Raw genomic sequence first — 21,159 nt, 5'->3', positions numbered from 1 at the left:
CTATCAGGCCTTTTCCTGCCGGGAAAAACCGATTAGACAGCGCCCAAACAGGATGCGGACAGATTCCGCCCGCAAAGAAGGAAAAGCCCTTGTCCACCACGTTCGACAAAGTCGCCAAGATCATTGCCGACACCAGCGAGATCGATATCGACACCATCACGCCCGAGAGCCACACGATCGACGATCTCGGCATCGACAGCCTCGATTTCCTCGACATCGTCTTTGCCATCGACAAGGAATTCGGCATCAAGGTGCCGTTGGAAAAGTGGACCCAGGAAGTCAATGACGGCAAGGCTTCGACCGACGACTACTTCGTCATGAAGAACCTGTGCGCCAAGATCGACGCGCTCGTCGCCGCCAAGACCGCCTGACGTCAGTTGAGCGCGTGACCTTGACGCGCTTTGCCGCCTGACCCACAAAGCCGCCCATGAGTAACCCCCGCGACGTCGTCATCACTGGTATCGGCCTTGTCTCCTCGCTGGGAGAAGGCCCTGACGCCCACTGGCAGAAGCTCGCGCAACCGGGCCTGCAGCCGGTGCTCGAAACCGCGCGCTTCGCGCCCTATACCGTTCATCCGCTGCCGGAGATCGACTGGAACCTGCAGATCGCCAAGCGCGGCGACCAGCGGCAGATGGAGACATGGCAACGGCTCGGCACCTATGCCGCCGGCCTGGCGCTCGACGATGCCGGCATCAAGGGCAATGACGAGCTTTGCACGACCATGGACATGGTGGTGGCTGCCGGCGGCGGCGAGCGAGACGAGGCGGTCGACGCCGCCATCCTCGCCGCTTCGGAAAGCCGCAACGACCGCGATGTACTGCTCAACGAGAAGCTGACCACGGAATTGCGGCCGACCTTGTTCCTGGCCCAGCTTTCCAACCTTCTCGCCGGCAACATCTCCATCGTCCACAAGGTGACGGGCTCCTCGCGCACCTTCATGGGCGAGGAAGGGGCCGGCGTTTCCGCCGTCGAGACGGCCGCGGCGCGGATCCGCTCGGGCCAGTCGACGCACGTGCTGGTCGGCGGCGCCTTCCAGACCGAACATTCCGATATGCTGCTCGGCTACGAGCTTGCCGGCTATCTGCATCGCGGCCCCTGGAAGCCTGTCTGGCAAAGGCAGGGTGCCGAGGGTGGCGGCGTGGTCTCCGGCTCCGGCGGCGCCTTCCTGGTGCTGGAACAGCGCGACCACGCAATGAGCCGTGGGCGCAAGATCTATGCCGAGCTCGGACCGGTCGTCTCCGGCCGGGCCAGGCGGTCGCGCGGAGAACTCGACGCCGAAATCGCCGGACTGCTCAGCCAGGCGGCGCTGCCGAACGGCAGACTGCTCGCCATGTCGGGCGCGTCCGGCGCGCATGCCGCAACCACTGCCGAGAAAACAGCGCTCGATGCCGTCGAGACAATCGCCGCGCGCGGCTTCTCGACGCTGACCGGGCACATGAAGGAAGCGCAGTTTCCGTTCGCCGTGGCGCTGGCGGCACTCGCCGTTGACCGTAAGGCCGCCTACCCCGTCTTTGATGCCGCGGCCGAGAAGCCGTTCGAAGGCATTCCCGCAAGCGTCCTTGCAACGGCGATCGGCTATCACCAATTCGAAGGCATGGCGCTGGTCAAATCAGCGTAAGGCGGGCACTCGCCATGCTGCCATGCTGCAGAGATAAACCGCTCGAGGGCTCCGATGACCAATTTCAGAGATCACATGGGCAGGCCGATCGTCGCCGTCACCGGTATCGGCGTGGTGACTTCGCTTGGCGTCGGCAAGGCTGACAATTGGGCGGCGCTGACTTCGGGCAAGTCGGGCATCCACCCGATCACCCGCTTTCCGGTCGACCACCTCAACACCCGCATTTCCGGCATGGTCGACTTTCTGGACTCAAGCTCGAAGGGCGCCAGCCCCCTCACCTACGAGTTGGCCGAAACCGCCGCGCATGAAGCCGTGGCCGAATCCGGCCTTGATTCCAGCGATTTCGGTGGGCCTCTCTTCCTTGCCTCGCCGCCGGTCGAGCTCGACTGGCACGAACGCTTCTCGCTCTACAATTCCGACAAACAGGACGCCGGCGCCGAAAGGCTGCTGCGGGTAGCGCGCGGACTGAAGGAACTCGACATCTTCGAGACCACCCAGTTCGGCTCGATCGCTGACCGGCTCGCCGATCGGTTCGGCACGCGCGGCCTGCCGATCACGCTGTCGACCGCCTGCGCCTCGGGCGCCACAGCCATCCAGCTCGGCGTCGAGGCGATCCGCCGCGGCGAATGCGACCGGGCGCTGTCGATCGGCGCCGACGGCTCGGCGACCGCCGAGGCACTGATCCGCTTCTCGCTGCTGTCGGCGCTGTCGACCCACAACGACATTCCCGAAAAGGCTTCCAAGCCGTTCTCCAAGGACCGCGACGGCTTCGTGCTGGCCGAGGGCTCCGGCGCGCTGGTGCTGGAATCGCTGGAAGCAGCCCTGGCCCGTGGCGCGACCGTGCTCGGCATCCTGCGCGGCTGCGGCGAAAAGGCCGACGATTTCCACCGCACCCGCTCCAAGCCTGACGGTTCGCCGGCAATCGCGGCGGTTCGCGCCGCCCTTGCGGATGCGGGCCTCAGCAAGGACGAGATCGACTACGTCAACGCCCATGGCACCTCGACGCCGGAAAACGACAAGATGGAGCATTTGTCGCTGTCGACAGTGTTCGGCGAGCGCATCGGCTCGATGCCGGTCTCGTCGAACAAGTCGATGATCGGCCACACACTGTCTGCGGCGGGCGCCGTCGAGGCGGCGTTCTCGCTGATGACGATGCGCGAAAGCGTCATTCCGCCGACCATCAACTACGACAATCCCGACCCGGCGATCGTGCTCGACGTGGTGCCGAACAAGAAGCGCAACGCCGAGGTTCGCAGCGTTCTGTCGAACTCCTTCGGCTTCGGCGGCCAGAACACTTGCCTTGTCATGGCGCGGGAACCGGTCTAAGCGACCTTTTTCAGCCCCACTGAACCGACAGGCCCAATGCGCGCATTGCAACTTATCGAGGATCGCCGTCTTGAGACGGTGGACCTGCCGCCTCCCCCGCCACCCGCACTCGGCGAAGTCACGCTGCGCATCAAGGCAGTGGCGCTGAACCATATCGACGTCTGGGGCTGGCGCGGCATGGCCTTCGCCAAGCGCAAGCTGCCGTTGGTTGTCGGCGCCGAGGCCTCCGGCGAGGTCGAGGCGGTCGGTCCCGGCGTGTCCAGCCTGCTGCCCGGGCAATTGGTGTCGATCTACGGCGCGCGCACTTGCGGCCTTTGCCGCGCCTGTCGCGAAGGCCGCGACAATCTCTGTGAACATGTTTCCGGCGTCCACGGCTTCCATCTCGACGGTTTTGCCCAGGAGAAGATCAACCTGCCGGCGCGCCTGCTGGTCCCCGCCCCGCCCGGCGTGAGCGATATCGGCGCCGCGGTGGCCCCCGTCACCTTCGGCACGGTCGAGCACATGCTGTTCGACAATGCGAGATTGCAGCCCGGCGAAACCATCCTCGTCCATGCCGGCGGCTCCGGCATCGGTTCGGCGGCGATCCAGCTGGCGAAGCGGATGGGCTGCACCATCATCACCACGGTCGGTTCCAACGACAAGATCGACAAGGCCAAGGCGCTCGGCGCCGACCAGGTCATCAACTACCGCGAAGACCGCTTCGAAGGCGTCGTGCGCAAGCTGACCAAGAAGAAGGGCGTCGATGTCGTCTTCGAACATGTCGGCGCCGACACCTTTGCCGGTTCGATGCTGTGCCTGAAGCGCGGCGGCCGCCTGGTGACCTGCGGCTCGACCTCGGGCGTTTCGACGCAGATCAACCTGATGCAGCTCTTCCAGCAGCAATTGAAGCTGCTCGGCTCCTTCGGCTGCCGCATGGAGAACATGGCCAACGCCATGCAGAAAATGGCGGCGGGACAGGTCGCGCCGGTCATCGACACCGAAGTCGGCTTCGACGATATCGACGCAGCGCTGAAGCGCATGGAAGGCCGCGACGTCTTCGGCAAGATCATCCTGCGCGTCGCCTGAGGCCTTGACTTCGGTGCTCAAGAAGTTTCGCCGCGATCTCAGGTTTCGCTATGGCAGGCAGCTGCGCCAGCTGAACTACTGGCTGGTCGCACGTGCGGCGATGATCATCATTTCGGTGCTGCGCCTGCTGCCGGTCGACAGCGCGCTGAATTTCGCCGACCGCGTCGCGCGCTTCATTGGTCCCAGGGTCGGACGCCACCGGGTCGCCATCGACAATCTGCGCAAGGCCTATCCGGAAAAGAGCGAGGACGAAATCCAGGCTATTGCCTCCGACATGTGGGGCAACATGGCCCGCCTTGCCGCCGAATACATCTTCCTCGACGCCCTGTTCGACTATGACCCGGCCGCCAGCACGCCCGGCCGCGTCGAGGTCAAGGGAATAGAGCATTTCGTCGAGATCGCCGCGGAGAAGCAACCGCACATCGTCTTCACCGGCCATCTCGGCAATTTCGAGCTGCTGCCGGTGGCGGCGGCGACCTTCGGCATGAATATCACGGCCCTGTTTCGCCCGCCCAACAACCCCTACCTTGCCGACTACATCCTCTCGACGCGGCGCTCGACCATGGGCGCGCTGCTGCCGTCGATGGCCGGCGCCTCCTTCGCATTGGCCGGGGTGCTGGAAAACGGCGGCAATATCGGCGTCCTTGTCGACCAGAAATTCTCCAACGGCCTGGACACGACCTTCTTCGGCCGCCCCTGCCAGAGCAACCGTGTGCTCGGCACGCTTGCCCGTCACTATGACTGCGACGTCTATCCGGCGCGTTGCATCAGATTGCCAGGCAACCGCTTCCGCCTCGAGATCGAGGACAGACTGGTCCTGCCGCGCACCGCCGACGGCAGCGTCGACGTTCACGCCACCACCCAGATGCTGAACGACGTGGTCGAGCGCTGGGTGCGCGAGGATCCCGGCCAGTGGATGTGGTTCCACAAAAGGTGGGAGATCAGCAACTGGCGGCGTAAAAAGCAGCCGCAGGCAAAAGCGCCGGCCGCAAACAGCTGACCCCTGAAGTGTTTGGCGCCTACCATTTCCGGTACCGATGGGCCGCGATCCAGACATTCGTAACGTCGCTGGTCAGGGAATCTTAAACGACGAGAGCGCACATACCCCACCGAGATGTTCATCGACTGGGATGGAGCCCGTGGCATGACGAATATCGAAATGCCGCGCCTGGATCGGGATGGCCTCGAAGATCGTTCCTTCGGCCGTCTTGGCCGGGCATGGTCCTATCTCCGCCAGCATGGCCTGCTGGAGCCGCTAAGGCTCATCCGCCGGCATGGGCTCGGCGCAAGCCTTGGCTTTGTCCAGCGCAACATCAGGCATATGCTCGCCGACCGCGTCGCCCGGAAATGGGATCGCCGGCACGGCGTCGATACGGCCGGCTCGATCCAGCTCGGCGCCCTCAATGTCGTCGGCCCGCACCGCGCCATGGGCAATGAAGCCGTCTGCACGTCGCCCAGAACCTTCGACTTCATCATGAAGTCGCTGCCACGCGATCTCCATGCCCATACATTCATCGACATCGGCTCCGGAAAATCGCGAACGCTGTTGCTGGCCTCGCAATATCCGTTCGCCGAGATCATCGGCGTGGAGTTCGCCCGCGAACTGGTGGACATCGCCCGAAGCAACATCGAGCGTTTCCGCGACCCGTCGCAGCGATGCCGAGCGCTCAGCGTCGTCGAGACCGATGCGGCGGCCTACGATTTTCCGCAAGTGCCCCTGGTGGTCTATTTCTACAATCCCTTCTCACAGGACGTCTTCGATATCGTCTTGAAGAATCTCATATCGTCGCTCGAACGCCACCCGCGGGATTGCTTCATCGTCTATGGCAGCTCGAGCCACCGCGCCATCGATTGGGCAAGGCCCGCCATCCGTGACACCGGTATTTTCCGGGAACTGTCCGTGCCGGCCATGCCGGGCTTCCTCGATGCGGTCCGCACCATCGACTACGCGGTCTTCCAGCTTCAGGCAGCGTAACGTCTGTCTCTCGTCCTCTGAATGAAACGGGAGACGGTGCGCGCGGCGAACGGCGTGCCGGCGGTGAACCGCATCAGCGGGCCAAAGCTGTCGACCGCGCTCGCGCCGACGAAATGCAGGCCCGGGATGCTGGATTCGAACCCGGCGGAAAGCAGCGGCAACCCTTCCCGGCGCGCAATCGGGGCAAGCATTGCGGGCGCGAACAGACCGAGCTTGGCGATATCGATCCGGTAGCCCGTGCCGAGCAGGACGTGGTCGAAGGTGGCGGCATCCTTCTCGAACCGCAGTTCGATGCCATTGTCCTTGGCGGATGCGCTGATCATCCTGCTGCCGGCCCTGATCTCTATCCCGTCAAAATCCGGCTTCAGCCAGCCCGTCGCACCGGCGCCGAGGCTGCGCTTGTTGAGCCCTGCCCGGGCTGGCTCCGGGAACCGGTGCACGAAGCCGGGGACCTCGACCAGCCAGGAAATCGGGAACGGACCGACCCTGGACGGCGATGCGAGCCGCTCCGACAGGAAGTCGCGCAGGCTCCAGCTCTGCTTTCCCGACAGCGCCCGATAGCCCAGCCAATGGATGTCGCCATGGCAGATGAGCTCGACTTCGGCCCCGTTTCGTTTGAGCAGAACGGCGGATTCGCAGGCGCTTTGCCCACGCCCGATGACGGCGACGCGCTTGCCGCGGAAGGCCTCATAACCAGTATGGTCGCTGGCATGGCTGACGAGTTCTTTTGGGATGCCGTTGAAGACAGCGGGGATCAGTTGCTGGTTCATCAGGCCGGTGGCAACCACGACGCGACGCGCCTTCAAGGCATCGCCATCGGCCAGTGCCAGACGAAATCCGCCATTCGCCTTCTCGACGCGGTCCACCTTGCGAGTATCCAGATCCGGAACCGTCTGGGCCTGGATCCACAATCCATAGTCGACGAAGTTTTCGAGCAGCAGCGGTTCGCGTGGCGAGATTCCAAGGGCCTTGGCATAGGAATCGAGCGAGAGCGGACCTTTGGTGTGGCCGATATAGGTCGCGTGCCAGGGCGAGCGCAGCCTCATGCCTCTCGGCATATGGTCGCGCCAGAACGACATCGCGCCGCCGAGGGTAAGCGTATCGACGCCCGCTCGCTTGAGGGCGGAAGCCACGGCCAGCCCAAAAGGACCGGCGCCGATCACGGCCACCTCGCAGTCGGTCCTGGGCGTGAAAACGGTCATGTCAGCGGTCTCGCCTGTCTGGTTCTGCAGCCGTGGAACTCACTCCGTCACGCCGCCGTCCTAAACATTTCCCGGTTAAGATTGCGGAAAGTATCCGTCGCGTCAGCACTCTCCAGGCCGTCAACGGCACGTCGATCAGGCCAGGCATCGGGTCATTCGCCTGGAATGTCGCCCATGCCCGTACTTTGGCGAATGAACTGAAATAGGCGAGTTTTGCCAACCGGCCGCTCGAGATCAACCGGCCGGCCGCCACAATATCCCGGACCAGATACATCCACGACGTGTTGGGCCGCGCTGAACCTGTCTTTACCGGCTGGCCCGATTGGACCGCCCAAAGCATGGCGCCGAGGTCGACGCCAGCGGCGGCACCCAGCCCAAACCATGTCCAGGGCCGTGGATTGACGTCGAGCACCTTCATCGAGCCATCGCGCGCATCGCGCTTGAATTCGACCTCCACCAGCCCGTGATGCGCGATCGATCCAAGCAGCCGGCGCGCGGCGTCGATCAATTGCGGTTCGTCGACCACCTCCACGAAGGTGCTCGTGTAGCCGAAATCGACCGGATATTGCCGTGTACGGCGGGCGGTGAACTCCGCCACCGGCGCGCCCTCATTCCAGAGCGCCGCGTAGGAGAACTGGCCCTCGCCTCCGCCCGGTATCATTTCCTGAACCACGACATTGTCGCTACCGATCTCTTCGGCAGCCCAGGCATAGGCTGCCAAAAACGCTGCTCTGTCATTGGCGAGAACGGCCTTGGCACGCGCAAAACGGCTGCGCCCGCCCATATTCGGCTTCAGGATCACGGGAAAGCGAAATTCGGCTGCCTCTGCCTGCTCGAGCGAGCTGATCGCATAGGTCAGTGGAACGGCAAGCCCCAGTTCGCCCGCCCGGCGATACAGCAGCGGCTTTTCACAGACCCATTTCAGTTGCTCCCAAGGCGGCAGCACCACGTCGAACGCGGCGGACAACCGGTCGATCGATTGCGATACGAAGCGAACTTCTGGATCGCCGCCGGCGATCAGCAGAAAACCGCCCAGCCCATGAACCTTGGCCAGATCGAGCAGGAAGGCGACGGCACCACCATCGTCGGGGCCGGGCCACGTCATTGTCCGCCGGGCATATCGCGAAAAGCCGGGCAACGGCGTGTCGTTGCTCACCAGCCAGACAGGCACTTTCCGAGCGCCGAAGCTTCTGGCCAGCGCCAGCGTCCCGTGCGCCCCGCCAAGAATGAGCACCCCGGCGGGCCGACTGGGAAGACGATCGTCCATCTGTGACTGGGGATGCATCTGTCAATTCCAGCAAACGGCACGCAACGGCAGGTTTCCGGCGAACCGATTGATCAGCCGGCAATATTTAAGCTACTCCTAATAATTCAAACCGCCCGATACTGCCGATTGTCCTCAGTCAGACATTGGCATGGAAAGCACACCCCTTATCCCTCGGCAATAGCCCTCAATCTCGGAACAGGTAAACCTTGGCCGATTGTTGTTGCCGTCAGTGGAATGTCTCGCGCCGGGCTCCGGCCCGGCAACGAGAATTCGCGCGTGCTGCTAGTTCGTCACGACAATGCGCGTGTTGCCGAAGCCCACTTCCCGCACCATGGCATAGAACGTCGCGGCATTGGCCGTGTGCAGCCGCACGCAGCCATGCGAGGCCGGACGGCCGAGTTGCCTGACGGCGCCCGTCCCATGGATGGCATAGCCGCCATGGAAGAACACCGAATAAGGCATCGGCGACATTTCGTATTTGCGCGAATACCACATCCGTGCGGTCCGCTGCGGCCGATACGTGCCACGCGGCGTGAAATAGCCCGGACGGGCAGTCGACACGACCCAGCGATAGACCTCCGAGCCGTACCGTACCGTCATCGTCTGCGACGACACGTCGATATTTGCTTCCAACATTGCCGCGTAACTTGCGGACGGCGTACCAAACAGCGCGGTTGCCAACATCGCCGCTGCTACGAGAAAGAACTTCCTCATGCGATCAAACCCCTTTGATTGCCCCTTGCCTTCTTGCCATCACGTTGTTTTTCACCTTTTTAATGGCAGTGAACAGCTAGCACACACTCCTTGATCAATTCGCCAATCCAAAGCAGCGAATTTGAACGATTTCCCGCGATAGTTGCCGCAACGACACGCCGCACCGGCTTGATTGCCGGCGGGCTTGCAATGCAACGTCGTTCGTTGCTCAACTCCCCTGATGAACGAGCGACTCCTGCAAGCAATCGATGACAGGCGCGACGATGTCGTCGCGCTGACCGCTGACCTGATCCGTTTCCCGACCATCAATCCGCCCGGCGAGGCCTACCGGCCATGCGCCGAATATGTCGGCGCGCGGCTGAGGAAGCGTGGTTTTGAAACCGAATTCATTCGCGCCGAAGGCACGCCCGGCGACACTGATCGCTACCCGCGCGTTAATGTCGTGGCCCGCTTCGACGGCCGGTCGCCCGGCGCCTGCGTCCATTTCAACTCGCATATCGACGTGGTCGAGGCCGGCGACGGCTGGACCGTCGATCCCTTTGCCGGCATCGTCAGGGACGGCAGGGTTTATGGACGCGGCGCCTGCGACATGAAGGGCGGCCTGGCCGCGTCGATCATCGCCGCCGAAGCCTTCATGGAGGTCTATCCCGACTTTCCCGGCGCCATTGAGATATCCGGCACCGTCGACGAGGAGTCCGGCGGCTTTGGCGGTGTCGCCCATCTGGCCGGGCTCGGCTATTTCTCCAAACCCAGGGTCGACCACGTCATCATCCCCGAGCCGTTGAACAAGGACCGAATCTGCCTTGGCCATCGCGGCGTCTGGTGGGCGGAGATCGAGACCAAGGGTGAGATCGCGCACGGCTCAATGCCGTTTCTCGGCGACAATGCGGTGCGCCATATGGGTGCCGTGCTCAGGGCGTTCGAGGACGAGCTGTTCCCGGCGCTCGATCGCAAGATAACGCGCATGCCGGTCGTGCCCGAAGGCGCCAGGCGCTCGACCATGAACATTAATTCCATCCATGGCGGCCAGACCGAGGATTTTCGGCCTGGCCTGCCTTCGCCCAACGTGCCCGATTCCTGCCGGCTGACCATCGACCGCCGCTTCCTGCTCGAGGAAGACCTCGCCACGGTCAAAGGCGAAGTGACCGGCATTCTCGAGCGGCTGAAGCGCGAGCGCAAAAAATTCGACTATGAGATCCGCGACCTGATGGAAGTGCTGCCGTTGATGACCGAGCGCGACGCGCCGGTGGTCAAGGCGGTGGCGCAAGGCATTCATGCGATCTTCGACCGCGAGCCCGACTACGTCATTTCGCCCGGCACCTACGACCAGAAGCACATTGCCCGCATCGGCCACATCTACGACTGCATCGCCTATGGGCCCGGCATTCTCGATCTCGCCCACCGGCCGGACGAGTGGGTCGGCATAGAGGACATGGTGGAATCGGCAAAGGTGATGGCGATCGGCCTCAACGTGCTGCTGCGCGGCACAACCGGATGATCGGCCCGCGGCGCAAAAACATTTCTCCTGGCGCGGCGCGACAGCACGAAACGCAATTTACTCCCGTGCGAAATCACGCTTCTATCCCCCAGGCTTGAGCATTTGAGCATATCGGGAGTTCAGCGATGAAACTTTGGAAGACCCTTCTGGCCGCTGCCGTGCTGGCGGTCGCAACCGCCACTTCGGCGTTTGCCGCCCGGACCGATCTCGTCATCGGCATTCCGCTTGAACCCCCGCATCTCGACCCGACGGCGGGAGCGGCCGCGGCAATTAGGGAGGTCACCTACGCCAATGTGTTCGAGGGCCTGACCCGGATCGGCCCCAATGGCGAAGTCTTGCCGGATCTCGCCGAAAGCTGGACCATTTCCGATGACGGCAAGATCTATACCTTCAAGCTGCACACCGGCGTGAAATTCCACGATGGCGCCGATTTCAGCGCCGACGACGTGAAATTTTCGCTCGACCGTGCCCGCGCGGAAAACTCCGTCAACGCGCAAAAGCAGCTCTTTGCCGCCATCGACGAGGTCGACGTGGTCGACCCCGCCACCGTGAAGGTGACGCTGACCCACCCGCAAGGCTCGTTCCTCTACAATATGGGCTGGGGCGACGCGGTGATCGTGTCGCCGAAATCCGCCGACACCAACAAGGAAAAGCCTGTTGGTACCGGCCCGTTCAAGTTCGAGAGTTGGGCCAAGGGCTCATCGATCACGCTGCTGAAATCAGATCACTACTGGGGCGCCCCTGTCTTCCTCGAAAAGGTCGAGTTCCGCATCGTTCCCGATGCCGCGGCGGCGGTGCCGGCGCTGCTTTCCGGCGACATACAGGCCTTCCCCTTCTTCGATCCCGACAGCGTCTCCCAGGTCAAGGATGATCCGCGCTTCAAGGTGGTGGTCGGCGCGACCGAAGGCGAGACCATCCTGTCGATCAACAACAAGCAGCCGCCCTTCGACAAGTTGCAGGTGAGACAGGCGATCTCCTACGCGCTCGACCGCAAGGCGATCATCGACGGCGCCTCGGCCGGGCTCGGCCTGCCGATCGGCTCGCATATGTCGCCGGCCAACAAATATTATGTCGACCTCACCGGCCACTATCCGCACGACGTGGCCAAGGCCAAGCAACTGCTGAAGGAAGCAGGACTGGAGAACGGCTTCAAGGCCACGTTGAAGCTGCCGCCGACGACCTATGCACGGCTCGGCGGCGAGATCATCGCCTCGGAACTCCGCGATGTCGGCATCAACCTCGAGATCATCCCCGTCGAGTGGGCGCAGTGGCTGGACCAGGTGTTCACCAAGAAGGATTACGATCTGACCATCGTCTCCCATACCGAGCCCAACGACATCGATATCTATGCCCGCAAGGACTACTACTTCAATTACGACAACCCCACCTTCAAAAAGGTGATCGCAGATCTGGAACTGACGTCCGACGAGGCCAAGCGCAAGGAATTATATGCCCAGGCGCAGAAGATTCTGGCCGACGATGCCGTGGTCGGCTTCCTCTACGAATTGCCCAAGGTCGGGGTCTGGGACGCCAAGCTGCAAGGGTTGTGGGAAAGCGCACCGATACCTGCCAACGACCTGACCAAGGTGAAGTGGAGCGAGTGAGGTTCGTTTCGTCATCCTGGGGCGGAGCAGGCGCGCTGCGACTGTGCAGACCCTGGGATCCATTCCGTGACTTACGAGCGCCCTCGCGGTGCAGAATCTGGGAGACGTTGCAGTGGAAACATTGAGGCGCGAGGCTGGTTCTGGACCGTCGCGCTGTTCGACCTCTGTTACGGAATGGATCCTGGGGTCTACGCGACGGAGCTTCGCTCCTGCTTCGCCCCAGGATGACGATACCTCTCTCGTCCCGTGTCCATGACCGCCTACCTCCTCAAGCGCCTCGCCATCTCGCTTGCCACGCTGGTGCTGGCCTCCATCGTGGTGTTCGCCGTGCTGGAAATCCTGCCGGGCGACCCGGCGCGGCTGATGTTGGGCATGAACGCCAGCGCCGACCAGGTCGAACTCTTGCGCAACCAGATGGGGCTGAATCAGCCCCTGCTCTTGCGCTACCTGCACTGGGCCGGCGGCCTGCTCAGCCTCGATTTCGGCCGCTCCTATACCTATTCGGTGCCGGTCATCGATCTCGTGCGTGAACGGCTTGCCGTCTCGCTGCCGCTGGCGCTGATCGCGCTTGCACTCTCCACGATCATCGCCATTCCGGTCGGCCTGTTTTCCGCCAGCCGGCGCGGCCGGGCCGGCGACACGATTTCAATGGGCGCGGCACAGCTTGGCGTTGCCGTGCCGAATTTCTGGTTCGCGCTGATGCTGATCTATGTCTTCGCCGTCTGGCTGCGGCTGGTGCCTGCCGGCGGCTTTCCCGGCTGGAGCGCTGGCATATCGCCTGCACTGAAATCGCTGCTGCTGCCGGCGGTGGCGCTTGCCTTGCCGCAGGCGGCCATCCTGGCGCGCGTCACCCGCTCGGCACTGATCGAGGTGCTGAACGAGGACTATATCCGCACCGCCCGCGCCAAGGGCCTGCCCTATCGCACCGTGCTGTGGCGGCATGCATTGCGCAACGCCATGATCCCGGTCCTGACCATTCTTGGCCTGCAATTCGCCTTCCTGCTCGCCGGCACCATCATCATCGAGAATGTTTTTTATCTGCCTGGTCTCGGCCGGCTGGTGTTCCAGGCGATCACCCAGCGCGACCTGATCGTCGTCGAAAGCGTCGTCATGTTGCTGGTCGCCGCCGTCATTGCCGTCAACCTCGTCGTCGACCTTTCCTACGCGGTCGTCGATCCACGCCTGAGAAGCCGGCAATGACCCTGCACATCGACATCCCCGAGGAGACGCTCAGCGGCATCCTGGCCAAGGCGTTCCGGAACACGGCTTTCGTCACCGGCTTCGTCATCACCGTGCTTATCCTGGTGATGGCTGTCATCTCCTACCTCTGGACGCCTTACGATGTGACGAAGCTGATCATAGCCGACAAGACGCAAGGCCCCTCGCTGGCACACTGGTTCGGCACCGACCATTTCGGCCGCGACATCCTGTCGATGATCATGGTCGGTGCCCGCAATTCGATCGCCGTGGCGCTGGTCGCGGTCGGCATCGGCATGGGTGTCGGCGTGCCGCTCGGCGCTTTTGCCGCCGCGCGCGGCGGCCTCGTCGACGAGGCGCTGATGCGCGTCAACGATCTCGTGTTCGCCTTTCCCGCGCTGCTGTCGGCCATCATGATAACAGCCATCTTCGGGCCGGGCGCCGTCAACGCCATCATCGCAATCGGCATCTTCAACATCCCGGTCTTTGCCCGCGTCGCCCGCGCCGGCGCGCTGGCGATCTGGCCGCGCGAGTTCATCCTGGCCGCGCGCGCCGCGGGAAAAAGCAGCACGCAGATATCGATCGAACACGTGCTGCCCAACATCGCCACGCTACTCCTGGTGCAAGGCACCATCCAGTTCGCGCTGGGCATCCTCGCCGAAGCCGGGCTTTCCTATCTCGGCCTCGGCGCGCAGCCGCCAATGCCGAGCTGGGGCCGCATGCTGTTCGACGCCCAGACGCGCATGGTGGTGGCGCCGTGGATGGCGATCTTCCCCGGCATGGCGATCGTCATCACCGTGCTCGGCCTGAATCTCCTGGGCGACGGCATCGCCGACATTCTCGACCCGAAATCGCGGCGGCAGCGATGAGCCTGCTGGAAATCGACAGTCTGTCGCTGACCATCGGCGACACGCAGATCCTGAAGGGGATGGAGCTTTCCGTCGCCCCCGGCGAGGTGATGGGGCTGGTCGGCGAATCCGGCTCCGGCAAGTCGATGACCGCGCTGACGGCGATGCGGCTTTTACCGCATGCAGCGCGCGCCACCGGGCGCGTCACCTTCGACGGCATCGACATCCTGGCGGCAACCGAGGACCAGATGTGCGCGCTGCGCGGCGACGACATCGGCATGGTGTTCCAGGAGCCGATGACAGCTCTCAATCCAGTGAAGACCATCGGCGAGCAGGTCGCCGAAGGCATACGCTGGCATACCAAGGTCACACGCGCGGCGGCTGAAGAGCGGGCGCGACAAATGCTCGACCGCGTTGGCCTGCCGCAAGCGAAATTCCCGCTGTCGCGCTATCCGCACGAACTCTCCGGTGGCCAGCGCCAGCGCGTCGTCATCGCCATCGCATGCGCGCTGAAGCCGAAGCTCTTGATTGCCGACGAGCCGACGACGGCGCTCGACGTGGTGCTGCAGGCGCAGATCCTCGGCCTCCTGCGCGACCTTGTCGCGGAGAGCCGCATGGGTCTGCTCCTGATCTCGCACGACCTCGCCGTGGTGACCGAGATGGCCGATCGCATCACCATCCTGCGCCGCGGCGAGGTGATGGAGGCCGGCGACACCGCCCGCACGCTGTCCGAACAGCTCCACCCCTACACACGCCAGCTGGCGCAGGCCTCGATGCATGTGCCGGCACGCGCCAGAACGCACGATACAAGTCAGGGCAAGCCCCTGATCCAGGTCGAAGGCGTGACCCGCGACTACCCCGGGCGGCGCAGTTCCCTGCTCAAACGGGCAGCCCCTATCCGCGCCGTCGACGATGTCTCGCTGTCGATGCAGCCGGGCCAGTCGGTGGCGCTGGTCGGCCGCTCCGGCTGCGGCAAGTCAACACTCGCCCGCATGATCCTGGCATTGGATCGACCGAGTTCGGGCACGATCCGGTTTCGCGGCGAGACCATTACCGGCAAGAGCGAAGTCGAGCTAAAACCCGCCAGGCGCGACATGCAGGTTGTCTTCCAGGACCCATACGGCTCCTTCGATCCGCGCCAGAAGGTCGAGAAACTGGTTGCCGAGCCGCTGCACGTGCTGGAGAAAAAACCGACGCGCGCCGAGCGCCGCGAGATGGTTGCACATGCGCTGCATGAGGTCGGCCTCGACCAGCGCGACATGGATAAATACCCGCACGAATTTTCCGGCGGCCAGCGCCAGCGCCTGTCGATCGCCCGCGCTATCATCACCCGCCCCAAGCTGGTCGTCGCTGACGAGCCGGTCTCGGCGCTCGATGTCTCGATCCGCGCGCAAATCCTCGATCTGTTCGCCGAGCTCAATCAAAAACTCGGTATCGCCTATCTCTTCATCACCCATGACCTGACTGTCGCCCGCGCCATCACGGACGAGGTGCTGGTGATGCATGACGGCAAGATCGTCGAGCGTGGCAAGACGACCGAGGTGCTCGATCATCCGCAATCAGAAGCGGCACAGGCGCTCGTCGCTGCCGCGCCGGACCTGCATCGGGCGATCGCCCGGAAGATGCAAGAGCAAGGCTGAGCGGGTGAAAGAACCTACTCTTCCGGCTTCACCACATCGACCGGGCTGATGTCGAGCAGGTCGAGCGTGCGGCGCAAGAGGCGCACCTCGCTCTCGGCCAGTTGCGAATCCGCCTTGGCGATCTCAGCCATGTGCTGGGCCAATTGCTTGCGCCGTTCGACATCGAGGTCGCGAAACAGCGCGATCGCCTGCGAGCCATTGGTCTCGTAGCCGAACTCGTTGAGATATTCGATGACGGCGTCGATGCTGGTTTCCTGGATGCCGAAGGCGTCCTTGCAGATCCGCCGGAAGGCAACCATCTCGCTCTCGCTGACCGTCCCGTCGGCCAGGATCATACGGAAAAGCATCAGCAGCTCCGCCGACAGGACAGGATCGTCGGCAACCTTGCGCACGCCCGGGTCGCCGTCGAAGATGGAGCGTATCTGGTCCAGCAATGCGAATGCCATCAGAGTCTCTTTCCGGGTTAACCAAATCCAAGCGCATTGCGCTTGGATAGAGGTAGCGCGGAATCGGCCTTGCGCAAACAGGGCTGTCGTGGTCGAACGCGTTATCCCGCCGACCGGACGCCTCCTCACATCAGATGATCGATCTCACCACCCAGACAATCGTCATGCTCGCCTTCGCCGCCTTTGCGGCGGGCTTTGTCGATTCTATTGCCGGCGGCGGTGGGCTGATCACCATTCCGGCGCTTTTGCTTGCCGGCTTCTCGCCGGTCGAAGCGCTTGGGACCAACAAGCTGCAAGGCATGTTCGGCTCCGGCTCGGCGACCATCCACTATGCCTCCAAGGGCCATGTCGATCTTCGCCGGCAATTGCCGTCGGCGCTGCTGGCGGCTGCAGGCGGTGTCATTGGGGCCTTGCTGGCCACCATCGTTCCGGGCGATCTCCTGCGCGCCCTGCTGCCCCTGGTGCTGATCGCCATCGCCCTCTATTTCGCGCTCAAGCCCAACATGAACGATGTCGACCGGGCCGAGCGCCTGTCGCCATTCCTGTTCGGACTGACCCTGGTGCCGGCGATCGGCTTCTATGACGGCCTGTTCGGTCCGGGCGCCGGCTCCTTCTATATGCTGGCCTTCGTCGCCCTTGCCGGCTACGGCGTGCTCAAGGCGACGGCGCACACCAAGCTGCTCAACTTCGCTTCCAACATCGGCGGCTTCATCGTCTTCGCCGCTGTCGGCGTCATCTCCTGGAAGATCGGCCTGATGATGGGCGTTGCCCAGTTCCTCGGTGCCCGCGTCGGCGCGAGCCTCGCCATGCGCATCGGCGCCAGACTGATCAAGCCGCTGCTGGTGATCGTCTGCCTGGCGCTGGCCGTAAAGCTGCTGGCCGATCCGGCCAACCCGCTGCGTGTCCTGATTGGTGTGTGATCACGCGCCTGTTACTATGGCGCTGTTCGAATCATGTTGGAGGAGCCACACATGAATCTCAGCGCGCCTACCCAGATCGTTTTCATCATTTCCCTGGTCATCGCCATCATCGGCATTCTCGCCGCGCTTGGCCTTCTTGCGTTCATCCCGCTCGCATCGGTGTGGATAGTTCTCATTGCCTACATCGTGCTCGCCGCCGGCTGCCTGATGCGCGGCGCCTGACAGGTTTCCCTTGAAGTGGGGACGGAGAGCGCCCGGCCAAAAGCCGGGCGCTTTTGATTCCGGCCGACGGCTGATAGATTTGTCCCGGCGGAAGGATGGCCATGCCGATCGAGATGCAGCGCCGGGAGGAACAGGACCGCTCCGTCGCAGGGCGCTTCGAGATGCGCCGGCGTCTTCCTGATCCGGCGCTTGACGGCATCGTCACCGATATTTGTGGCTATCGCGAAACAGCGGCAGGCCATTTCCGCAATGTCGAATACGCATCACTGACCGTGCCGCTGGTGATCAGCTTCGCCGAGCCTTTCGCCATCGGCCTCGGCAGGACGCCTGGCGACAATGACCGCTTCGCCAGTTTCGCCGCCGGGCTTTTTGCCGGACCCGTGATGATCGAATCCTTCGGCGCCGCCTGCTGCATCCAGGTCAACTTCACGCCGCTTGGAGCGCGCCGTTTCTTCCGCTTGCCGATGAGCGAACTCACCGACACCATGGTCGTCCTCGACGACGTGCTGGGCGCCGAGGGGACGGCACTGCGCGAACGGCTCGGCAATGCGTCGGACTGGGCATCGCGTTTCGAGCTTGCAGAAACCTTCGTCACCGCCCGGCTTGAGCGCGCCGCCGAAACGCCGCTGGAAATCGCCTGGGCGTATGACCGCATCATCGCTTCCGGCGGCCGGGTCCGCATTTCCTCCATCGCCGAAAAACTGGGCTGGAGCCGAAAGCATCTCGCCGGCAGCTTTTCCAATGCGATCGGCATCGGTCCGAAGACACTGTCGCGCATCGTCCGCTTCAACCGGGCGCTCGGCCTGTCACGGCGGCAGACTGCCGATTGGGCCGATATCGCCGCCGATTGCGGCTATGCCGACCAGGCGCACATGGTGCGCGAATTCCGCGACCTTGCAGGCGACGCGCCGACGGCGCTCTCGGTCAGGTAACATTTCTTCAAGACGCTGGACCGGCCATGGAACAGAGTGGGTTATCGGCCAACTCAGATCAAGGAGGTTCCCATGCCCACCGCCACTGAAGCCCCTCGCCTCTACCCTGCCTTGCGTTACAAAAACGCGGCGAAAATGATCGACTGGCTCTGCGAAGCCTTCGGCTTCAGCGTCCGTGCCCGCTATGGTGAAGGCGATGTCGTGCACCATGCCGAGCTGGTCTTCGGCACCTCGATGATCATGCTGGGCAGCGCGCGCGATGACGATTACGGCAAGATGGTCGGCGAACCCGGCACCGGTGGCGGCAAGTCGATCTATATCGCCGTCGATGATGCCGATGCCGCCTATGCCAGGGCCAGGAAAGCCGGCGCCACGATCATCCAGGAACTGACCGAGCGCGATTATGGCAGCCGCGAATTCATCTGCCGTGATCCGGAAGGCAATGTCTGGTCGTTCGGCACCTACTGGCCGAAGGCCGGGGAAAGGGCATAGGTCCTACCTAGCCAGCGAAAAAATCGCGTCGCAGTCGAGATGGGTCTCCAACTCGGCCGCGACGTCGTCCAGCGCCCGCTCGACTTCGGCGCGGTAGTCGATGCCGCCGCCCTTGATGCCGAGGCTTTCGAGGAATTTTCCGCGAAAGGCGTCGGCACCGAACAGACCGTGCATATAGGTGCCTGACACCTTGCCGTCGGCCGAGATCGCACCGTCGGCAACGCCATTGATGATCGCCGACGGCCGCATCGTGTCCGGGCCGGTGGTGCGGCCGAGATGGATTTCGTAGCCTTCGAGCGGCAGGTCGAACTGGACCGAATGCGCGCTGACATTGCGCACCGTCTTCTCCGGTTCCATCACCGTTTCGATATCGAGCAGGCCAAGCCCTTCGGCCTCGGTGATGCTGCCTTCGATGCCGTCGGGATCGCGCACCCTGCGGCCAAGCATCTGAAAGCCGCCGCAAATGCCGACGACATGGCCGCCGCGCTTGCGATGCGCGGCAAGATCCCGGTCCCAGCCATTCTCGCGGAATTTCAGGAGATCGCCGATCGTCGATTTGGAGCCGGGAATGACCACCAGCCCGGCATCGGCCGGCAGCGGTTTCCCAGGCGGCACGAACACCACCTCGACCTGCGGTTCGGCCTTGAGCGGGTCGAGGTCGTCGAAATTGGCGATGCGGCCAAGCATCGGCACCGCTATTTTAAGCGCCCGCGCCTCGCCGGATGCCAGCCGCTCGAGCACCACCGAATCCTCCGACGGCAGCCGCGCCGCCGCCTTCAGCCACGGCACGACGCCAAAACAGCGCCAGCCGGTGAATTTCTCGATCGCCTTCAAACCGTCATCGAACAGCGAAACATCGCCCCGGAACTTGTTGATGAGATAGCCGACGATCATGCGCCGGTCCTCTTCCGGCAGGATCAGATGCGTGCCGGCGACCGAGGCGATGACACCGCCCCGATCGATGTCGCCGACCAGCACAACCGGCACGTCGGCACGCGTGGCAAAGCCCATATTGGCGATATCGCGGCTGCGGAGGTTGATTTCGGCCGGCGAGCCCGCGCCCTCGACGATGACCAGATCGGCGCCCTCGCCGACCTTGCCCCAGGAGTCGAGTACGGCATCCATCAGCTTGGCCTTCAGCGCCTGGTAGTCGCGCGCGCGCGCCTCACCGAACACCTTGCCCTGCACGATGACTTGGGCGCCGACATCGGTCTGCGGTTTCAACAGTACCGGGTTCATGTGGACCGATGGTGCCACGCCGCAAGCGATCGCCTGCAGCCACTGCGCGCGGCCGATCTCGCCGCCGCCATGGTTGTTGTCGCCCGGAATATCCGCGACGGCGGCGTTGTTCGACATGTTCTGCGGCTTGAACGGCCGCACCTTCAGGCCACGCTTCTTCGCGGCGCGGCACAGGCCGGCGACCAGCACCGTCTTGCCGACATCCGAACCGGTGCCTTGCAGCATGATTGCCCTGGCCATCAGATTCGGCCCTGCGTGGCGGGTCCAGTGATAGTGGATTTCTGCGCCAGTGGTCCGCCGCGCCAGATGTAGAGCGCCAAAAGCGGTTCGGTGCCGGTTCGCATGGCGTGGTTGACATTCGAGGCGTGGTGGACGACCTCGCCCGCCTCCCGCACTCGAAAACCGCCCTCGCCCATGCGCCATTCCGTGCCGCCCGTCAGCGGAATGTAGATCTCCTCGGCGTCGTGATGATGGTCGGGATAGACAATGTCTGGCCCAAGGATCAGCAGGCCGGCGGCCACTTCGTCATTGGCGAAAAGGCCGCGCGTACCGAACACTTCCAGCCAGCCATAATTGTCGATGAAGGCCTTGCTGAAATCCGCCTCGGTGTAGGTCTGCCCCCAGTGCAATCCGTTGCGATGCTCCGTCAGCCATTGCACCAATGGTTTGGCGGCAGGCGGCGCCAGTTCGGCGGCACGGTCGAGATGGCGCACGCAGCTGATCCTATGCGGCTCCAGCGCGCGGGCCGGCATGTCCCAGCCGATGCGGGCCACGGCGTCGCGCACCAGGGCATTGTCCACAGAAGTGAGATAGGCGTGGAATTGCCGAAGCAGCTCATCGAATTTTGTCGTCACATCTCGCTCCGGACATGCATTGGTGCACAGCCGCTCCGCAGCGGGTCGGGTTGCGCGGCGGCATCATTGGTCTAGATTGATGCGCGCGCAAAGCCAAAAA

At 63.5% G+C, this 21,159-nt stretch carries 22 protein-coding genes; 16 read left to right on the top strand and 6 right to left on the bottom strand.

All coding sequences use genetic code 11. The features are described from left to right. Positions 1-89 precede the first annotated feature (89 nt). The 6 genes from CK226_RS02765 (at position 90) to CK226_RS02740 (ending at position 5,984) form a co-directional block, all read left to right on the top strand. Positions 90-371 (top strand): acyl carrier protein, encoded by a 282-nt coding sequence (locus CK226_RS02765; protein WP_010909964.1) that lies wholly within the window; start codon positions 90-92, stop codon positions 369-371. 56 nt (positions 372-427) lie between these two features. Then, entirely contained in the window at positions 428-1,618 is a 1,191-nt protein-coding gene (locus CK226_RS02760) for a beta-ketoacyl-ACP synthase (RefSeq protein ID WP_095790945.1), read from the top strand. A 54-nt stretch (positions 1,619-1,672) separates the two neighbouring features. After that, positions 1,673-2,944 (top strand): beta-ketoacyl-ACP synthase, encoded by a 1,272-nt coding sequence (locus CK226_RS02755; protein WP_095772911.1) that lies wholly within the window; start codon positions 1,673-1,675, stop codon positions 2,942-2,944. A gap of 36 nt (positions 2,945-2,980) precedes the next feature. After that, positions 2,981-4,009, top strand: a complete 1,029-nt coding sequence (locus CK226_RS02750; protein WP_095772912.1) for a zinc-binding dehydrogenase — start codon at positions 2,981-2,983, stop codon at positions 4,007-4,009. Between the two features lie 13 nt (positions 4,010-4,022). After that, positions 4,023-5,009 (top strand): lipid A biosynthesis lauroyl acyltransferase, encoded by a 987-nt coding sequence (locus CK226_RS02745; protein WP_179295839.1) that lies wholly within the window; start codon positions 4,023-4,025, stop codon positions 5,007-5,009. Between the two features lie 144 nt (positions 5,010-5,153). Continuing rightward, complete coding sequence (locus tag CK226_RS02740; RefSeq protein ID WP_245437635.1) at positions 5,154-5,984, top strand: class I SAM-dependent methyltransferase; 831 nt, start codon at positions 5,154-5,156, stop codon at positions 5,982-5,984. Here CK226_RS02740 and CK226_RS02735 read toward each other — a convergent pair. Together CK226_RS02735 and CK226_RS02730 are read right to left on the bottom strand one after the other, a co-directional pair. Then, positions 5,972-7,186, bottom strand: coding sequence for an NAD(P)/FAD-dependent oxidoreductase (locus CK226_RS02735; protein WP_095790943.1), 1,215 nt, complete (start codon positions 7,184-7,186; stop codon positions 5,972-5,974). The two genes, CK226_RS02740 and CK226_RS02735, sit on opposite strands and share 13 nt — an antisense overlap. Before the next feature lies 1 nt (position 7,187). After that, positions 7,188-8,153 carry an ATP-grasp domain-containing protein gene (locus CK226_RS02730; RefSeq protein ID WP_245437633.1) on the bottom strand — a complete coding sequence of 322 codons (966 nt, stop codon included), beginning with the start codon at positions 8,151-8,153 and terminating at the stop codon, positions 7,188-7,190. A gap of 72 nt (positions 8,154-8,225) precedes the next feature. On the opposite strand from CK226_RS02730, the gene CK226_RS35435 reads away from it, so the two are divergent. Further along, positions 8,226-8,459, top strand: a complete 234-nt coding sequence (locus CK226_RS35435) for a hypothetical protein (protein WP_245437631.1) — start codon at positions 8,226-8,228, stop codon at positions 8,457-8,459. A gap of 276 nt (positions 8,460-8,735) precedes the next feature. On the opposite strand, the gene CK226_RS02725 is transcribed toward CK226_RS35435, so the two are convergent. Continuing rightward, on the bottom strand, positions 8,736-9,167 hold the full coding sequence (locus CK226_RS02725; protein WP_095772917.1) for a L,D-transpeptidase: 432 nt from the start codon (positions 9,165-9,167) through the stop codon (positions 8,736-8,738). Positions 9,168-9,387: 220 nt separating this feature from the next. On the opposite strand from CK226_RS02725, the gene CK226_RS02720 reads away from it, so the two are divergent. From CK226_RS02720 to CK226_RS02700, 5 genes are all read left to right on the top strand, one after another. Next, positions 9,388-10,665: an acetylornithine deacetylase/succinyl-diaminopimelate desuccinylase family protein gene (locus CK226_RS02720; RefSeq protein WP_095790941.1), complete on the top strand. Its 1,278-nt coding sequence runs from the start codon at positions 9,388-9,390 to the stop codon at positions 10,663-10,665. 125 nt (positions 10,666-10,790) lie between these two features. After that, the gene (locus tag CK226_RS02715; protein WP_095790940.1) at positions 10,791-12,269 is read left to right on the top strand and encodes an ABC transporter substrate-binding protein; all 1,479 of its coding nucleotides are present in this window, start codon (positions 10,791-10,793) and stop codon (positions 12,267-12,269) included. A 252-nt stretch (positions 12,270-12,521) separates the two neighbouring features. Next, positions 12,522-13,469: an ABC transporter permease gene (locus CK226_RS02710; protein WP_095790939.1), complete on the top strand. Its 948-nt coding sequence runs from the start codon at positions 12,522-12,524 to the stop codon at positions 13,467-13,469. Further along, positions 13,466-14,335, top strand: coding sequence for an ABC transporter permease (locus tag CK226_RS02705; RefSeq protein WP_095787453.1), 870 nt, complete (start codon positions 13,466-13,468; stop codon positions 14,333-14,335). Before CK226_RS02710 ends, CK226_RS02705 begins: the two co-directional genes overlap by 4 nt. Continuing rightward, complete coding sequence (locus tag CK226_RS02700; protein ID WP_095790938.1) at positions 14,332-15,954, top strand: dipeptide ABC transporter ATP-binding protein; 1,623 nt, start codon at positions 14,332-14,334, stop codon at positions 15,952-15,954. The genes CK226_RS02705 and CK226_RS02700 overlap by 4 nt, the downstream gene beginning before the upstream one ends. A gap of 14 nt (positions 15,955-15,968) precedes the next feature. Here CK226_RS02700 and CK226_RS02695 read toward each other — a convergent pair whose 3' ends face one another. Continuing rightward, the gene (locus CK226_RS02695; protein WP_027046940.1) at positions 15,969-16,400 is read right to left on the bottom strand and encodes a TerB family tellurite resistance protein; all 432 of its coding nucleotides are present in this window, start codon (positions 16,398-16,400) and stop codon (positions 15,969-15,971) included. A 134-nt stretch (positions 16,401-16,534) separates the two neighbouring features. Here CK226_RS02695 and CK226_RS02690 point away from each other — a divergent pair, with 134 nt between their 5' ends. The 4 genes from CK226_RS02690 to CK226_RS02675 all read left to right on the top strand — a co-directional run bounded on the left by CK226_RS02690 (position 16,535) and on the right by CK226_RS02675 (position 18,966). Then, positions 16,535-17,320: a TSUP family transporter gene (locus CK226_RS02690; protein WP_095787450.1), complete on the top strand. Its 786-nt coding sequence runs from the start codon at positions 16,535-16,537 to the stop codon at positions 17,318-17,320. Positions 17,321-17,371: 51 nt separating this feature from the next. Then, positions 17,372-17,542 (top strand): hypothetical protein, encoded by a 171-nt coding sequence (locus tag CK226_RS02685; protein WP_095787449.1) that lies wholly within the window; start codon positions 17,372-17,374, stop codon positions 17,540-17,542. 101 nt (positions 17,543-17,643) lie between these two features. Continuing rightward, entirely contained in the window at positions 17,644-18,474 is an 831-nt protein-coding gene (locus CK226_RS02680; RefSeq protein ID WP_095791076.1) for an AraC family transcriptional regulator, read from the top strand. Between the two features lie 72 nt (positions 18,475-18,546). Continuing rightward, positions 18,547-18,966: a VOC family protein gene (locus CK226_RS02675; RefSeq protein ID WP_095772923.1), complete on the top strand. Its 420-nt coding sequence runs from the start codon at positions 18,547-18,549 to the stop codon at positions 18,964-18,966. A 3-nt stretch (positions 18,967-18,969) separates the two neighbouring features. On the opposite strand, the gene CK226_RS02670 is transcribed toward CK226_RS02675, so the two are convergent. After that, on the bottom strand, positions 18,970-20,445 hold the full coding sequence (locus CK226_RS02670) for a cobyric acid synthase (protein WP_095772924.1): 1,476 nt from the start codon (positions 20,443-20,445) through the stop codon (positions 18,970-18,972). Then, entirely contained in the window at positions 20,445-21,059 is a 615-nt protein-coding gene (locus CK226_RS02665) for a dimethylsulfonioproprionate lyase family protein (protein ID WP_095790937.1), read from the bottom strand. Before CK226_RS02665 ends, CK226_RS02670 begins: the two co-directional genes overlap by 1 nt. Positions 21,060-21,159 lie beyond the last annotated feature (100 nt).

Source organism: Mesorhizobium sp. WSM4311, from assembly GCF_002295115.1.
Lineage (GTDB): Bacteria > Pseudomonadota > Alphaproteobacteria > Rhizobiales > Rhizobiaceae > Mesorhizobium.
This window is presented reverse-complemented; position numbering and strand designations above follow the sequence as displayed.

Bases quoted from the DNA above. Each gene is read 5' to 3' on its own strand.
- CK226_RS02725 (WP_095772917.1), bottom strand. From the start codon at position 9,167: ATGAGGAAGTTCTTTCTCGTAGCAGCGGCGATGTTGGCAACCGCGCTG.
- CK226_RS02760 (WP_095790945.1), top strand. From the start codon at position 428: ATGAGTAACCCCCGCGACGTCGTCATCACTGGTATCGGCCTTGTCTCC.
- CK226_RS02695 (WP_027046940.1), bottom strand. From the start codon at position 16,400: ATGGCATTCGCATTGCTGGACCAGATACGCTCCATCTTCGACGGCGAC.
- CK226_RS02680 (WP_095791076.1), top strand. From the start codon at position 17,644: ATGCCGATCGAGATGCAGCGCCGGGAGGAACAGGACCGCTCCGTCGCA.
- CK226_RS02700 (WP_095790938.1), top strand. From the start codon at position 14,332: ATGAGCCTGCTGGAAATCGACAGTCTGTCGCTGACCATCGGCGACACG.
- CK226_RS02685 (WP_095787449.1), top strand. From the start codon at position 17,372: ATGAATCTCAGCGCGCCTACCCAGATCGTTTTCATCATTTCCCTGGTC.
- CK226_RS02740 (WP_245437635.1), top strand. From the start codon at position 5,154: ATGACGAATATCGAAATGCCGCGCCTGGATCGGGATGGCCTCGAAGAT.
- CK226_RS02690 (WP_095787450.1), top strand. From the start codon at position 16,535: ATGATCGATCTCACCACCCAGACAATCGTCATGCTCGCCTTCGCCGCC.
- CK226_RS02670 (WP_095772924.1), bottom strand. From the start codon at position 20,445: ATGGCCAGGGCAATCATGCTGCAAGGCACCGGTTCGGATGTCGGCAAG.
- CK226_RS02750 (WP_095772912.1), top strand. From the start codon at position 2,981: ATGCGCGCATTGCAACTTATCGAGGATCGCCGTCTTGAGACGGTGGAC.
- CK226_RS02720 (WP_095790941.1), top strand. From the start codon at position 9,388: ATGAACGAGCGACTCCTGCAAGCAATCGATGACAGGCGCGACGATGTC.
- CK226_RS02675 (WP_095772923.1), top strand. From the start codon at position 18,547: ATGCCCACCGCCACTGAAGCCCCTCGCCTCTACCCTGCCTTGCGTTAC.
- CK226_RS35435 (WP_245437631.1), top strand. From the start codon at position 8,226: ATGAACCTTGGCCAGATCGAGCAGGAAGGCGACGGCACCACCATCGTC.
- CK226_RS02705 (WP_095787453.1), top strand. From the start codon at position 13,466: ATGACCCTGCACATCGACATCCCCGAGGAGACGCTCAGCGGCATCCTG.
- CK226_RS02755 (WP_095772911.1), top strand. From the start codon at position 1,673: ATGACCAATTTCAGAGATCACATGGGCAGGCCGATCGTCGCCGTCACC.
- CK226_RS02715 (WP_095790940.1), top strand. From the start codon at position 10,791: ATGAAACTTTGGAAGACCCTTCTGGCCGCTGCCGTGCTGGCGGTCGCA.
- CK226_RS02735 (WP_095790943.1), bottom strand. From the start codon at position 7,186: ATGACCGTTTTCACGCCCAGGACCGACTGCGAGGTGGCCGTGATCGGC.
- CK226_RS02710 (WP_095790939.1), top strand. From the start codon at position 12,522: ATGACCGCCTACCTCCTCAAGCGCCTCGCCATCTCGCTTGCCACGCTG.